A 14,216-nucleotide genomic window follows, 5' to 3' on the forward strand; every position below is an offset into this window, starting at 1 on the left:
TTTGAAAGGAAGAGAGAGCACAACATGGGATTGTTCGATTACAAAAATGCCGACGGCAAAGCGCTGTACAGCGACGCCATCGCCCTGACGCTGTATGCCTACACGCCGACCGGGCAGGCCTTGCCCGGCACTGGCTGGAAGCCGATCGGGGCCACGGCGCTGGGCTATCAGGGCAAGTTCGGGGCGCAGGGCACGTTTTTCGGCGAGAAGGACGGCTTCACCAGCGCCGAGGCCGAAGTGCTCGGCAAGTACGACGCCGCGGGCAAGCTGATCGGCATCGGCGTGGCCTTCCGTGGCACCGGTGGATTGGGTTACAGCGATACCTTCGGCGACATGAAAAACAACCTGCTGGCCGCCATCGGCCCGTCGGACTACGCCACTCAGTACGCGAAGAACGCCTTCGACAACCTGCTGAAATCGGTGGCGGCTTTCGCTGTCGCCCACGGCATCGCGGCCAAGGACGTGCTGGTCAGCGGCCACAGCCTCGGCGGCCTCGGAGTCAACAGCGTGGCAGAGTTGAGCGCGAGCAACTGGGGCGGGTTCTTCAAGGACGCCAACTACATTTCGTTCGCTTCGCCGACCCAGAGCAGCACCGGCACCAACGTGCTGAATATCGGCTACGAGAACGACCCGGTGTTCCGCGTGCTCGACGGCACCACGTTCAGTACCGCGTCAATGGGCAAACACGACAAGCCGCACGATTCGACCACCGACAACATCGTCAACTTCAACGACAACTACGCGTCCACCGCGCAGAACCTGGTGCCGTTCAGCATCGCCAATCCGCTGAACTGGTCGGCCCACAGCTCGCTGGGGTATGCCGATGGCCTGAATCGGGTGATTGCGTCGAAGTTCTACGGCCTGACGCACAAGGACTCGACGATCATCGTCTCCAACCTTGAAGAAGCGTCGCGGGGCAAGACCTGGGTCGAGGATCTGGGCCGCAGCGGCGAGCCGCACACCGGCAGCACGTTCATCATCGGCACCGACAGCGGTGACTGGCTCAAGGGCGGAGCGGGCAACGACTTCCTCGAAGGTCTGGGCGGCGATGACCGTTTCCGTGACGACGGCGGCTTCAACATCCTGCTCGGCGGCCAGGGCCTCAACACCTTCGAGCTGCAAAAGCCGCTGCAGAACTTCAGCTTCGCCAATGACGGCGACGGCACGCTGTACGTGCGTGACGCCTACGGCGGGATCAGCATGACCCGCGACATCGGCGCGCTGGTCAGCAAGGAGTCGGGTTCGTGGTGGGGCAGCAAGGAAATCACCTGGACCGTCACCGCCAAAGGCCTGGCCAATGGTGCCGAACTGACCCAGTACAACCATTCGCTCAGCGGCGGCGCCATGGGCGACACCCTCAAAGCCACCGCCGACGGCGACTGGCTGTTCGGCCTGGGCGGCAACGATCACCTGCAAAGCGACAAGGCCCACGTGACCTTCGTCGGTGGTGCCGGCAATGACGTGATGAGCGCGGTGGGTGGCAACAACACCTTCCTGTTCAGCGGCGCCTTCGGTTTTGACGCGATCAATGGCTACCAGGGCAGCGACAAACTGGTGTTCATGGGCGTCGAAGGCGCAGGGCAGGGCTACGACTACAAGCAACACGCGTCGCAGTCTGGAAGCGATACCGTGCTGAAGATTGGCGACTTTGCCGTGACGCTGGTCGGGGTTGGTGTGGCTAACCTGTCGGATTCGAGTTTCGTTTTCGCCTGACAAACGAAGGTTGTACTGAAATGCTCCGGGGCGCCTCGGGAGGGGCGTTCTGGTTGTGAGCTATCTCTGAACAATTCCAACAAAGAGAGAGGCAACAGCAATGGGTGTGTATGACTACAAGAATTTCGGTACGGCGGAATCCAAGGCGCTGTTCAGCGACGCCATGGCCATTACGCTGTATTCCTACCACAACCTCGATAACGGCTTTGCCGTCGGTTATCAGCACAACGGCTTCGGCCTCGGCTTGCCGGTCACGCTGGTGACCGCGTTGATCGGCGGCACGGATTCCCAGGGAGTGATTCCCGGTATTCCGTGGAACCCCGATTCGGAAAAAGCCGCACTCGACGCGGTGAAAAAAGCCGGCTGGACCCCGATCACCGCCGCGCAACTGGGTTACGAGGGCAAGACCGACGCGCGCGGCACCTTTTTCGGCGAAAAGGCCGGTTACACCAGCGCCCAGGTGGAAATCCTCGGCAAATACGACGCTCAGGGCCATCTCACGGAAATCGGCATCGCTTTTCGCGGCACCAGCGGCCCACGGGAAATCCTGATCGGCGACTCCATCGGCGACGTGATCAACGACCTGCTCGCCGCGTTCGGCCCCAATGATTACGCCAGGAACTACGTCGGCGAAGCCTTTGGCAACCTGATGAGTGATGTGGTGGCGTTCGCCAAAGCCAACGGCCTGACCGGCAAGGACGTGCTGGTCAGCGGCCACAGCCTGGGCGGGCTGGCGGTCAACAGCATGGCGGACTTGAGCACCAGCAAATGGGGTGGGTTCTTCCAGGATTCCAACTACATCGCCTACGCCTCGCCGACCCAGAGCAGCACCGACAAGGTGCTCAACGTCGGCTACGAAAACGACCCGGTGTTCCGCGCCCTCGACGGCTCGACCTTCACCGGTGCATCCCTCGGCGTGCACGACGCGCCCAAGGAGTCGGCGACCGACAACATCGTCAGCTTCAACGACCACTACGCCTCGGCGGCGTGGAACGTGCTGCCGTTCTCGATCGTCAACATTCCGACCTGGATCTCGCACCTGCCGACCGCCTATGGCGACGGCATGAACCGGGTGATCGAGTCGAAGTTCTACGACCTGACCAGCAAGGATTCGACGATCATCGTCGCCAACCTGTCGGATCCGGCGCGGGCCAACACCTGGGTGCAGGACCTGAACCGCAACGCCGAAACTCACAAGGGCAGCACCTTCATCATCGGCAGCGACGGCAATGACCTGATCCAGGGCGGCAGTGGCAACGATTACCTGGAGGGCCGCGCCGGCAACGATACGTTCCGCGATGGCGGGGGTTACAACATCCTGCTCGGCGGCTCGGGCAACAACACCCTGGAGTTGCAGAAGTCAGTCAATAGCTTCGACTTCGCCAACGACGGCGCCGGCAACCTGTACATCCGCGATGCCAACGGCGGGATCAGCATCACCCGCGACATCGGCAGCATCGTCACCAAGGAGCCGGGCTTCCTCTGGGGCCTGTTCAAGGACGACGTGACCCACAGCGTCACGGCGACCGGCTTGAAGGTCGGCAACAACGTCACCCAGTACGAATCGAGCGTGAAGGGCACCGGCGCCGCCGACACCCTCAAGGCCAAGGCCAGCGGTGACTGGCTGTTCGGGCTGGACGGCAACGACCATCTGATCGGCGGGGCGGGCAATGACGTGTTCGTCGGCGGCGCCGGCAATGATCTGCTGGAGTCGGGCGGCGGGGCGGATACCTTCCTGTTCAGCGGCGCATTCGGCCAGGATCGCGTGGTGGGTTACACCGCCAACGACAAACTGGTGTTCCTCGGCGTGCAGGGCGTATTGCCCAACGACGACTTCCGCGCCCATGCCACGGCGGTGGGACAGGACACGGTGCTGAAATTCGGTGCTGATTCGGTGACGTTGGTCGGGGTTGCGTTGAACAGCCTGAGTGCCGACGGGATTGTGATCGCCTGACGGCAAGGGTGGGGAGGGAGCGCATTCCCTCCCCATATCAAAAGTGACTCACCAACCATTCCCTGACTCCAATCCCTGCACCAACCGGAAATGCGGCCTAAAGCCATGACGTCGACGTTCGTCATTCTAGGGCTGCCAACGAGTACAGGAGATTCACACGTGAAAGGTTTCAAGGGGTATATCGGTGTTGCGGGGCTTGTGCTGCTGTCGGCCAATGCCTGGGCCGATCTGCCTCACAGCTCGATTCTGAGCCGCTATGGCGTGACACCCGACCAATTACCGGAACCGGCCAAAAGCGAAGACGCCAAACCCGTCGAAGAAAAAAGCCGCTTTCATATCCAGCCTGAACAACCGTTCGTGACGATTCGCATCGGCGAAGACCATGAGCCGGAAATGACCGGAAATCTGAGCATCGACCGCATGGCGCAACAGGAGCGTCAGCGCTGCCAGCGTTTGCAGGAAGAACTGGTTCGCCGCGGCGAGCGTCCCTTCAGTTGCGACGGCTCCCTCCCGGGCATGGCGTTACCACGCTGATGAATGCAAAAAAGGCTGCGATCCCATAGGGTTCGCAGCCTTTTTTGATGTTTTATCCGTCAGTCTTCTTTGCGCACCGTGGCCACTTCGTCGGCACGTACGCGGACTTTGGCGCCGGAAATATCCTTGAACTCGTAGAAGCCGTCCTCGTTTTTGGTATCGGGCATGTCTTCGGTCAGGTACTGGGTGCCGTTCTGCAGGGTGACCACCGTTGGCGTCGAGCAACCGGCCAGCGTCAACAGCGCAGCGACTGCCAGCGGGATACCCAAGGTTTTGATTTTCATAGGACGGCTTCCTCATTCATTTCGACCATTGTCGGTCCTCTAACGCGGTTGGTGCCGTGGCACCCGGAAAAGTTCGATGGCCAAGTGAAAAAAACTGCTTTGCCGATGCCATTGATCCTTTTCCGTTTGCGCCCGCCGGGACAGGCTGGTATCTGTACGCATAACCAGTACTCGCTTGCCATGGCCCCGAAACCACCGTGACTGCCAATCCCCTCGACGACCCGTTCTATTACCTCAACAACTTCCGCCAGGTGCTTGATTGGCTTGAGCTTCGCTATGCCGATGTCATGAGCGAAACGGAACATGCCTTCATTCGCGACTTCAAGGCGCTGCCGCGTCCGTCCCAGGGTTTGCTGGTGCGTATGGTGATGCGCAAGGGTGTACATTTCCGGGCCAGCAAGCTGAATTACACGGAAATCGGCGACATCGCCGAAGCGGCGCAACCACTGCTGGAGCATGGCTGGCTCGATGAACAGGCACCGTTGACGATGGTGGAGCTGTTCGAGGTGTTGCTCAAGGCCGAGATCCTGCAAGCCTTCGCCCCGGCCATCGACCAGCCTAAAAGCAAGAAAGTCGACTGGCTGCCGCTGCTGCACGAACAATTCCCCGAGCCACGCAGTTTCCAGCAATGGTGCCCGACGCTGGCCGACCGGCTGTTCAGCCTGACATTGATGGACCTGTGCGACCGTTTTCGCCTGATGTTTTTCGGCAACCTCTATCAGGACTGGTCAGAGTTCGTGCTCGCCGACCTTGGCATTTTCACCTACGAAAAAGTCGAATTCAGTGCCGATTCCCTTGGCTTGCGCAGCCGTGCCGACGTCGATGCGTGCCTGTTTCTGCATAACTGCCAGCTGTATTTCGAAGCGGGCGAACCACTGGAACCGATCGTCGAACAGGTCGCCGCGTTGCATTTCGACAACCCGTGGCTGCAACGCCGGCGCGGCAAGCTGTTGTTCCAGATCGGCCAATACTGCGAGCGCATCGGCGAATTCTCCCTGGCCCTGAAGATCTATCGCGATTGCGCCTATCCCGGCGCCCGATTGCGGATGATCCGCGTGCTGGAGCGCAGCGCCGAATATGCGCTGGCCCTGGAACTGGCGGTCATTGCCGAGCAGGCACCTGAAACCGCCACCGAACAACAGGGCCTGCAACGGGTGTTGCCGCGTTTGCGGCGCAAGCTCGGCGGGCCACCGATCAAGCGCACGGCGCCCGGCCTGGTGGAGCGGCTGGACCTGCACCTGCCGCGTCTCGATCCGGCGTTGTCGGTGGAGTATCACGTTCAGGCGCATCTGCACGAAGAGACGGGCCCGGTGCATTACGTGGAAAACAGCCTGATCAATTCATTGTTCGGCCTGCTGTGCTGGCCGGCGATCTTCGCGCCGCTGCCCGGCGCGTTCTTTCACCCGTTCCAGCGCGGACCCGTGGATCTGCTCAACGAGGACTTCCAGCCCCGACGTGCGGAGCTGTTCCAGGCCTGTCTGGCCGAACTCGACGATGGCCGTTATGCCGACACCATCCGCGCGCGGTTCAGCGCCAAATGGGGTGTGCAGTCGCCGTTCGTGTTCTGGGGCGCGCTCAATGAAGAACTGCTGGAGCAGGCGCTGGCCTGTCTGCCGGCTGAACACCTCAAGCACTGGTTCAGCCGTCTGCTGCTGGACATCAAGGCCAATCGTGCCGGCATGCCCGACCTGATCCAGTTCTGGCCGCAGCACAGGACCTACCGGATGATCGAAGTCAAAGGCCCCGGCGATCGCCTGCAGGACAACCAGCTGCGCTGGCTGGAGTTCTGCAACACGCATCGGATGCCGGTCGCCGTGTGTTACGTGCAATGGGCGGAGCAGGGCGCTTGAGCTACAGCATCGCGGTGCGGGCGCTGTGCGAATTCACCGCAAAAACCGGTGACCTCGACTTGCGCTTCACGCCGTCGCCGACCGCGCTGGAGGGCATCGCCGGGCATCGCACGGTGGCGTCCCGGCGCAACGACGCCTACCAGAGCGAAGTGGCGCTGGAGGGCGCATTCGGGCCATTGAAGGTCAAGGGCAGGGCGGACGGCTACGACCCGACGCAGAACTGCCTGGAAGAAGTCAAAACCTACCGCGGCGACCTGAGCAAGCAACCGACCAATCACCGTTCGTTGCATTGGGCCCAGGCAAAAATCTACGGCTGGTTGATGTGCTGTCGATTACAGCTTGAGCAGATCAATCTGGCGCTGGTGTATTTCGACATCGTCACGGAAAAGGAAACCTGTCTGGTCGAAGCGTTCAGCGCCGATACGCTGCGGCAGTTCTTCGAACAACAGTGCGGTTTGTTCCTGGCGTGGGCCGAACAGGAAATGGCCCACCGCGAAGCGCGCAACCGGGCGGCGCAGCAGCTGGGTTTTCCTCATGCTGCCTTTCGCCCCGGCCAGCGTCACCTCGCCGAATCGGTGTTCAAGGCCGTCAGCACCGGCCGCTGCCTGATGGCCCAGGCCCCGACCGGGATCGGCAAGACCCTCGGCACCCTGTTTCCGATGCTCAAGGCGTTGGCGCCGCAGCAACTGGACAAGGTGTACTTCCTCACCGCCAAGACGCCCGGACGCAAACTGGCGCTGGATGCAGCGCAAGTGCTGTTCGATCACAGCGAAACCTTGCCCCTGCGGGTGCTGGAAATGGTCGCCCGGGACAAGGCCTGCGAACACCCGGACAAGGCCTGTCATGGCGAATCCTGCCCGTTGGCTCAGGGCTTTTACGACCGTTTGCCCGCCGCCCGTGAGGCTGCCAGCCAATTGCGCCTGCTGGATCAGACCGCGCTGCGAGACGTCGCGGCGCAACACGCGGTGTGTCCGTATTACCTGAGCCAGGAAATGGCCCGCTGGGCCGACGTGGTGGTGGCGGACTACAACTATTACTTCGATTTCAGTGCACTGCTGTTCGGTCTCGCCCAGTTCAATCAATGGAACGTTGCGGTGCTGGTGGACGAGTCGCACAACCTGGTCGAGCGCGGGCGGCAGATGTACAGCGCCACCCTCGATCAGGCGACATTGGGCAGCGTGCGCAAAACCGCGCCCGAGGTCTTGAAGAAGTCGTTGCAACGGGTCAACCGTGAATGGAACGCCCTGCACAATGACCAGTTGGCGCCGTATCAGGCCTACGACAAGGCGCCGGAAAAACTGCTGCAGGCGCTCTCGTCCTGCACGGCGAGCATCGGCGACTACCTCAACGATCACCCGCAAGGGCTCGACAGCGGATTGCAGAACTTCTACTTCGAGATGCTGCAGTTCGGTCGGGTGGCGGAACTGTTCGACGCGCATTACCTGTTCGACATCAGCAAACGCGATCTCGAACGCAAACGCCCGTTATCGCAACTGTGCCTGCGCAACGTGGTGCCGGCGGCGTTCATCGGCCCGCGCCTGACGGCGGCGCGCAGCAGCGTGCTGTTTTCCGCCACCCTCAGCCCGCGCCACTATTACGCCGACTTGCTGGGCACCCCGGCCGACACGGTCTGGATCGATGTCGAGTCGCCGTTCAGCGCCGAACAATTGCAGGTGCAGATCGTCAGCCGGATTTCCACGCGTTTCACGCATCGGCAAGCGTCGCTGGAACCGATTGTCGAGCTGATCGCCCGCCAGTTCAGTGAACGTCCGGGCAACTACCTGGCGTTCTTCAGCAGCTTCGATTACCTGCAACAGGTTGCGCAGTTGCTCGCCGAGCGGCACCCACACATCACCCGCTGGCAGCAATCCCGCGGCATGACCGAAGGCGCGCGGCAGGATTTTCTCGACCAATTCACCGCCGACAGCCAAGGCGTGGGCTTCGCTGTGCTCGGCGGCGCCTTCGGCGAAGGCATCGATCTGCCCGGCGCGCGGCTGATCGGCGCGTTCATCGCCACCCTCGGGCTGGCCCAGCTCAACCCGGTCAATGAACAGATGAAGCGCCGTATGGCGGCGATCTTCGGTGCCGGTTACGACTACACCTATCTTTTCCCAGGCGTGCAGAAAGTGGTGCAGGCTGCCGGGCGGGTGATCCGTACCCAGCAGGATCGCGGCGTGGTGATGCTGATCGATGATCGCTTTGCCGAAAGTCGTATCCGGCAGTTGCTGCCGCGCTGGTGGCACCTCGCTCACACAGAAGACGCTGTCCATTCCCCCGGTTTGACGCATACTCCTGTCATTGAGAATTTGCTTTGAGCCAAGCCTGATGAGCGATAACAAGAAGTCCGCTGCAATCGAAGACATGCGTTTTCGTTTGCTGATCGATGCGGTGGTCGATTACGCGATCTACATGATCGACCCCGAAGGCATCATCACCAGCTGGAATTCCGGCGCCAAACGCTTCAAGGGGTACGAAGAAGCCGAGATCCTTGGCGAGCACTTTTCAAGGTTCTACACCGACGAAGATCGCGCCAACGGTATGCCGCAGCGGGCGCTGGACACGGCGATCCGCGAAGGCCGGTTCGAGGGTGAGGGCTGGCGGGTACGCAAGGACGGCACGCACTTCTGGTGCCACGTGGTGATCGATCCAATTTTCAGCCCGAGCGGGCAACTGCTCGGGTTTGCCAAGATCACCCGCGACCTGACTGACCGCAAGATGGCCGAAGAAACCCTCAAGCAGAGCGAACAGCAGTTTCGCCTGCTGGTGCAGGGCGTTAGCGACTACGCGATCTACATGCTCAGCCCGGACGGCCGCGTGTCCAACTGGAACCCTGGTGCGCAGCGGATCAAGGGCTACAGGCCGGAAGAGGTCATCGGCCAGCACTTTTCGATGTTCTACACCCCTGAAGATTGTGAGATCGGCGAACCCCAGCGCGCTCTGGAAACCGCCGCGCGCGAGGGCCGTTTCGAGAACAAGAGCTGGCGTCTGCGCAAGGACGGTACGCGATTCCTGGCGCATGTGGTGGTCGATGCGATTCGCGGTGAAACCGGAACGCTGCTTGGTTTCGCCAAGATCACCCGTGATGTGACCGAAGCCACAGAGGCCCAGCACGCACTGGAGAAAACCCGTGAAGCGCTGTTTCAGGCGCAGAAAGTGCAGGCCATCGGTCAACTCAGCGGCGGCATTGCCCACGACTTCAACAATCTGCTGACGGTGATCCTCGGTAATCTGGAGATCGTGCGCAAACGTGTAGGCGACGACCCGAAGGTCAGCCGCCTGCTGGAGAACGCCACTCAGGGAGCATTGCGCGGCGTATCGCTGACCCAACGCATGCTGGCCTTCGCCCGGCGTCAGGAGCTCAAGACCGAACCTGTCGACATTGCGAAGCTGGTGCAGGGCATTACCGGGCTGCTACGCAGTTCGCTGGGGCCGGGGATCCGCATCGAAACGCAGTTTCCCGAAGACCTGCAAGCGGTGCTGGCCGACAGCAATCAGCTCGAACTGGCGGTGCTCAACCTCGCCACCAACGCCCGCGACGCCATGCCCGAGGGCGGCAGCGTCACCATCAGCGCGGAACCTGAAGTGGTCATCGAACAAAACGATTCGACGCTCGCGGCCGGGCGCTATGTCTGTCTGCGGGTGACCGATACCGGGGAAGGCATGGACGCTGATACGCTGGCGTCGGCAACCGATCCGTTTTTCACCACCAAGGGTTTGGGCAAGGGCACCGGCCTGGGATTGTCGATGGTCCATGGCTTCATCGAACAACTGGGCGGCCGGTTCATTCTGAAAAGTATCAAGGGGCAGGGCACCACTGCTGAGCTCTGGTTACCGGTCGCCCTCGACGGAGTCGCGACCCAATCGTCTGGCACGATGGTGTCCACCGTTACAGTGCCGCGCCTCAGCGTGCTGGTGGTGGATGATGACAGTCTGGTGCGTACCAGCACTGTCCTGCTGCTGGAAGACCTTGGCCATCGGGTGATCAGCGCCTCCTCTGGTACCCACGCGCTCGAGCTGTTTGACCAGGGAGAGGTCATCGACCTGATGATCACTGACATGGCCATGCCGCATATGAGCGGCGCGCAACTGGCTCATGCCGTGCGTTTGCTCAAGCCGGATCTGCCGATCATTCTCGCCACCGGCTTTGCCGAACGCCTCGAAGGCTTCGCAGCGGGGTTTCCACGGCTGTCGAAACCGTTCAATCAGATGAATCTTGTAACGATTATTGCCCAGACGATGAAACGAACCGGGGCTGAATCCGGCTGAACTTGTCCGCGACGGGGCGGCTCCAAACGCTTTGCCTTTCGGAGCGTTCGTACCGTGCCTCGCATACTGACCCAACCGACCGCCGAAGAAACCCTTAGTGAACACAACGCGAAGATGTTCGGTTCACCCAAGGAACGGCTGGATTTCTACCGTCGGGAAATCCAGTACGAAACCAGCATCCTGGCCAACCGCACCGACGCCTACCTGGCCGCGCAATCGTTTCTGGTAATTGCCTTCGCGTCCTGCATGGCCAACCTCAACCCGGAATGGGGCAAGTTGTTCACCCTGGTGGTGCCACCGTTCCTGGCCTTGCTCGGCCTGCTCAGTTCGCTCAATGCCTGGCCGGGGATTCGCGCCGCCTACGACATCATCGATCATTGGCACTACAAGCAAAGTGAATTGCTGCGCAGCGAACCGCTGATGGGCCTGGCTTATGACGAATCGCCGTTATTCAGCGAAATGGAGTCGAGCCACAAGGGGTATCGCAAGTCATTGTTGTTTTCCATTCGTACTCCGTGGATTTTCGCCACATTCTGGATGTTGCTCGGCAGCTATGCCTTCTATATTCAGGTAACCAATCCGGGAGGATGAATGACACCCCGCTACCGAGCCCGGTCATCATGGCCGGGCTTTTTTCGCCCGTTTCGGTTCTTGCGCCGCTCATAGCTGGCGAGGATCGGCTGGGTGCTGACGCCGTGCAGCAGAATGCTCAGCGCCACCACCGACAGGGTCAGGTCGGTACACAGCGTCGCCACGCTGTCGCCCAACCCATGGTTCAGCGCATAGAAGAGATAGAACAGACTGCCGATCCCACGAATACCGAACCAGCCAATCAATAACCGTTGGCGCCCCGCGAGCAGCGATCCCCACGGCATCAACCCCACGCAGACCGGGCGGATGACACAGAACAGCACGCCGCCGACCAACAGCGCCCGCCAATCCCAGTGACTGACCAGCACCACGCCCAGCAGGGTAACCAGAAACACTTCCATCGCCCGTTCCACCAAACCGCCGAACGCGAGCATGTCGCCCATCATGATGCCGGCTGCCACCTGACTGTCTTCCAGCCGCTCGGTATCGCCGTGCACCGCCTGCTGCGGCTCGACGTTCTGATGACCGACCACCGGTTGCACCATGTGTTCGGCGGGCGGTTGGTGGGCGCCGGTGGATTTGACTTCCTCCTGTCGCAAGCCGAGGCCGGCGGCGAATACCGACAGAAAGCCGTAGCCACCAATGGATTCAGCCACCACATACGCCAGCGCAATCAACGCCAGGGCCAGATAGTCGTTCGGGCTCAGGGTGCTGTCATCGTTGCGGATACGCAGCGACAAGGTGAGTCGGCCGATGCCACGGCCCATCCAGTAGCCGCAAAGCAACCCGGCCGGAACCGCCCACAAAAGGCTGCGCAGTACCCAGTCGGGCCACTCGGCGGCAAACCCTTCACCGTGCAGCAGCAACAGCCCGAGGATCACGAAGGGAAATGCAACGCCGTCGTTGAGCCCGGCCTCGCCGGACAGGCCGAAACGCACGCTGTCGACGTCCCGCGCATCGTTGACCTGCACCAGCGCCGCGAGCACCGGGTCGGTCGGAGCCAGAATCGCTCCGATCAACAGCGAAGGGCCCCAATTCAGATCCAGGCCAAAATGCAGCAACAGGCAGACGCCAATGATCGTCAGCACCATCACCGGGCCCGCCAGGCCGAATGCAATCCGCCAGCGCTTGTCGCGCAACGGCAAGCGCAACTTCAAACCGCAGACGAACAGGGAAAACAGCACCGCGACTTCGGTCAGGTGCTCCATCCACAACGAGGCTTCGTCCAGCGGCAGTTTCAGCAGATCAAGCCCCGCAGGCCCGATGCCGACGCCCAGCAGCAGACAAACAGCCGAGGTCGTGACCGGCATCCAGCGCAGGTACGACGACGTCAGCGCCAGGGTCAGCAGCACGGCACCGAGCACCGCCACCCAGATGATGAAGCTCATGACGCGCGGCCCGTAAGGTCAGTTCGATGCCGCCCCGACATGATCGGCCTAACCTGCAGTCGTGCGCAGGTATTCCGGCGTCAGCACGTTGAACCACAGCAGGATCATCGACACCAACAGCGTCACCAGCACCAGCAGCGCGACCCCCCAGACACTGGCCGAGTACAACAGGCCCTGTTCCTTGCGCTCGTGCATGAAGGTCGGCAGGCCGACGAACAACAGGAATGTCGAATAGATCGATGCAGCGCCGAGCACCAGCACCGCCAGCCAACGGCTGGGGTACAGGCCGGCGAGACCGGCGATGAAAAACGGGGTGACGGTGTACGCCGCGAAACCGATGCACTGGTTGAGTGTCGGCCGGGCATCGAAGGTACGCGACATCCAGCGGATGAAACCGCCAATGATCGCCACGCCGACCACGATGGTGATATAGAGCAGGACACTCAGCTGCAAGGCGCTGGCACTGCTGAGCCTCACGGTTTCACCCACTGCCAGGCTCCAGCCGACATACGTGGTGCCAATGAACAGGCACACCGCCGGGACGAGGGCCAGCAACAGCAGGTGAGCAAGGTAATGACGCGGGTGGGCCTCTTCTTCGCGGCGGATGTCGGTCCAGGCAAAGTTCGGCTGGGTGAAGAGCTTGATAATAGGCGCAGACATGACGACCTCCTGATCTCTTGCAACCCGAACGGGCCATGAAGGTATGGAGAGGTCGCCGTGTCCAGCGGTTCACTTTTTCTGGCAGGCGGTTCAGAGCATCGGTTTGCCGCCGGTCACGCCGTAGCGCTGGCCGGTGATGTAGCTGGCTTCATCAGACGCCAGCAGCACGTAGATCGGCGCGACCTCCACTGGCTGGCCGGGACGCCCGAGTGGTGTTTGCTCGCCAAAGTGCTGCACTTCCTCATCGGGCATGGTCGAGACAATCAGCGGCGTCCAGATCGGTCCCGGCGCCACGCAATTCACGCGGATTTCCCGCGGGCCGAGCATTTGCGCCAGTCCGCCAGTGAAATTGGCGATGGCGCCTTTGGTGGTGGCGTAGGCGAGCAGGGTGGGCTTGGGCATGTCCGAGTTGATCGAACTGGTGTTGATGATGGAGGAGCCAGGTCCCATGTGTTTGATGGCGGCCTGACACAGGCGGAAGATCGCGGTGATGTTGACGTCGAAGGTCATCACCCATTCATCGTCAGGAATCTCCTCGAAGGTTTCATGGGTCATCTGGAAGGCCGCGTTGTTGACCAGCACGTCGATGCGGCCGAAGCGCTCGACGGTCTTGTCCACCAACGCCTGGCACTGGGCTTTCTGGGCAATGTCTCCAGGCAGCAGCAGGCACTGGCGGCCGGCCTGTTCGACCCAGCGCGCGGTTTCCTTGGCGTCTTCGTGTTCATTTAAATAGGCGACCGCTACATCGGCACCTTCGCGGGCAAAGGCGATCGCCACCGCCCGACCGATGCCACTGTCGGCACCGGTGATCAAGGCAATCTTGCCGGCCAGCCGACCGGAGCCGGTGTAGCTCTGTTCGCCGCAATCAGAATACGGCTCCATCTTGCGCTGCGAACCGGGAACCGGCTGCGCCTGTTTCGGGAACGGGGGTTTTGGATAGTCGGTCATCGTCAATCTCCGGGTCTCATGGCAAGTA

Annotated in this window: 11 protein-coding genes; 7 read left to right on the top strand and 4 right to left on the bottom strand. The window is 61.5% G+C overall.

Features of this window, described 5'->3' with window-relative positions:
• Nucleotides 1–24: 24 nt before the first annotated feature.
• From K3819_RS14865 to K3819_RS14875, 3 genes are all read left to right on the top strand, one after another.
• Nucleotides 25–1,713, top strand: coding sequence for a polyurethanase (locus K3819_RS14865; protein WP_221397325.1), 1,689 nt, complete (start codon nucleotides 25–27; stop codon nucleotides 1,711–1,713).
• Nucleotides 1,714–1,813: 100 nt separating this feature from the next.
• Entirely contained in the window at nucleotides 1,814–3,667 is a 1,854-nt protein-coding gene (locus K3819_RS14870) for a polyurethanase (protein WP_221397326.1), read from the top strand.
• A 159-nt stretch (nucleotides 3,668–3,826) separates the two neighbouring features.
• Nucleotides 3,827–4,201 carry a hypothetical protein gene (locus K3819_RS14875; protein ID WP_064596542.1) on the top strand — a complete coding sequence of 125 codons (375 nt, stop codon included), beginning with the start codon at nucleotides 3,827–3,829 and terminating at the stop codon, nucleotides 4,199–4,201.
• 59 nt (nucleotides 4,202–4,260) lie between these two features.
• On the opposite strand, the gene K3819_RS14880 is transcribed toward K3819_RS14875, so the two are convergent.
• Complete coding sequence (locus tag K3819_RS14880; protein ID WP_011334101.1) at nucleotides 4,261–4,485, bottom strand: YgdI/YgdR family lipoprotein; 225 nt, start codon at nucleotides 4,483–4,485, stop codon at nucleotides 4,261–4,263.
• Nucleotides 4,486–4,682: 197 nt separating this feature from the next.
• Between K3819_RS14880 and K3819_RS14885 the strand changes: the two genes are divergently transcribed.
• The 4 genes from K3819_RS14885 to K3819_RS14900 are packed head-to-tail and all read left to right on the top strand — an operon-like array spanning nucleotide 4,683 to nucleotide 11,192.
• Nucleotides 4,683–6,335, top strand: coding sequence for a VRR-NUC domain-containing protein (locus K3819_RS14885; RefSeq protein ID WP_221397327.1), 1,653 nt, complete (start codon nucleotides 4,683–4,685; stop codon nucleotides 6,333–6,335).
• Entirely contained in the window at nucleotides 6,332–8,650 is a 2,319-nt protein-coding gene (locus tag K3819_RS14890) for an ATP-dependent DNA helicase (RefSeq protein WP_221397328.1), read from the top strand. The genes K3819_RS14885 and K3819_RS14890 overlap by 4 nt, the downstream gene beginning before the upstream one ends.
• A gap of 10 nt (nucleotides 8,651–8,660) precedes the next feature.
• The gene (locus tag K3819_RS14895) at nucleotides 8,661–10,601 is read left to right on the top strand and encodes a PAS domain-containing sensor histidine kinase (RefSeq protein ID WP_221397329.1); all 1,941 of its coding nucleotides are present in this window, start codon (nucleotides 8,661–8,663) and stop codon (nucleotides 10,599–10,601) included.
• A 54-nt stretch (nucleotides 10,602–10,655) separates the two neighbouring features.
• Nucleotides 10,656–11,192 (top strand): hypothetical protein, encoded by a 537-nt coding sequence (locus tag K3819_RS14900; protein WP_221397330.1) that lies wholly within the window; start codon nucleotides 10,656–10,658, stop codon nucleotides 11,190–11,192.
• An 11-nt stretch (nucleotides 11,193–11,203) separates the two neighbouring features.
• Here K3819_RS14900 and K3819_RS14905 read toward each other — a convergent pair whose 3' ends face one another.
• The 3 genes from K3819_RS14905 to K3819_RS14915 form a co-directional block, all read right to left on the bottom strand.
• Entirely contained in the window at nucleotides 11,204–12,580 is a 1,377-nt protein-coding gene (locus K3819_RS14905; RefSeq protein WP_221397331.1) for a sodium:proton antiporter, read from the bottom strand.
• Nucleotides 12,581–12,628: 48 nt separating this feature from the next.
• Nucleotides 12,629–13,240, bottom strand: a complete 612-nt coding sequence (locus K3819_RS14910; RefSeq protein WP_085610274.1) for a Yip1 family protein — start codon at nucleotides 13,238–13,240, stop codon at nucleotides 12,629–12,631.
• A 90-nt stretch (nucleotides 13,241–13,330) separates the two neighbouring features.
• A complete protein-coding gene (locus K3819_RS14915; RefSeq protein WP_221397332.1) occupies nucleotides 13,331–14,188 on the bottom strand; it encodes an SDR family oxidoreductase in 858 nt (285 codons plus the stop codon).
• Nucleotides 14,189–14,216 lie beyond the last annotated feature (28 nt).

Source organism: Pseudomonas sp. 3-2 (assembly GCF_019710535.1).
Lineage (GTDB): Bacteria > Pseudomonadota > Gammaproteobacteria > Pseudomonadales > Pseudomonadaceae > Aquipseudomonas > Aquipseudomonas pharyngis.

Excerpts from the sequence above, each read along its gene's own strand:
- K3819_RS14865 (WP_221397325.1), top strand. The coding sequence starts at position 25 with ATGGGATTGTTCGATTACAAAAATGCCGACGGCAAAGCGCTGTACAGC.
- K3819_RS14870 (WP_221397326.1), top strand. The coding sequence starts at position 1,814 with ATGGGTGTGTATGACTACAAGAATTTCGGTACGGCGGAATCCAAGGCG.
- K3819_RS14880 (WP_011334101.1), bottom strand. The coding sequence starts at position 4,485 with ATGAAAATCAAAACCTTGGGTATCCCGCTGGCAGTCGCTGCGCTGTTG.
- K3819_RS14895 (WP_221397329.1), top strand. The coding sequence starts at position 8,661 with ATGAGCGATAACAAGAAGTCCGCTGCAATCGAAGACATGCGTTTTCGT.
- K3819_RS14905 (WP_221397331.1), bottom strand. The coding sequence starts at position 12,580 with ATGAGCTTCATCATCTGGGTGGCGGTGCTCGGTGCCGTGCTGCTGACC.
- K3819_RS14910 (WP_085610274.1), bottom strand. The coding sequence starts at position 13,240 with ATGTCTGCGCCTATTATCAAGCTCTTCACCCAGCCGAACTTTGCCTGG.
- K3819_RS14915 (WP_221397332.1), bottom strand. The coding sequence starts at position 14,188 with ATGACCGACTATCCAAAACCCCCGTTCCCGAAACAGGCGCAGCCGGTT.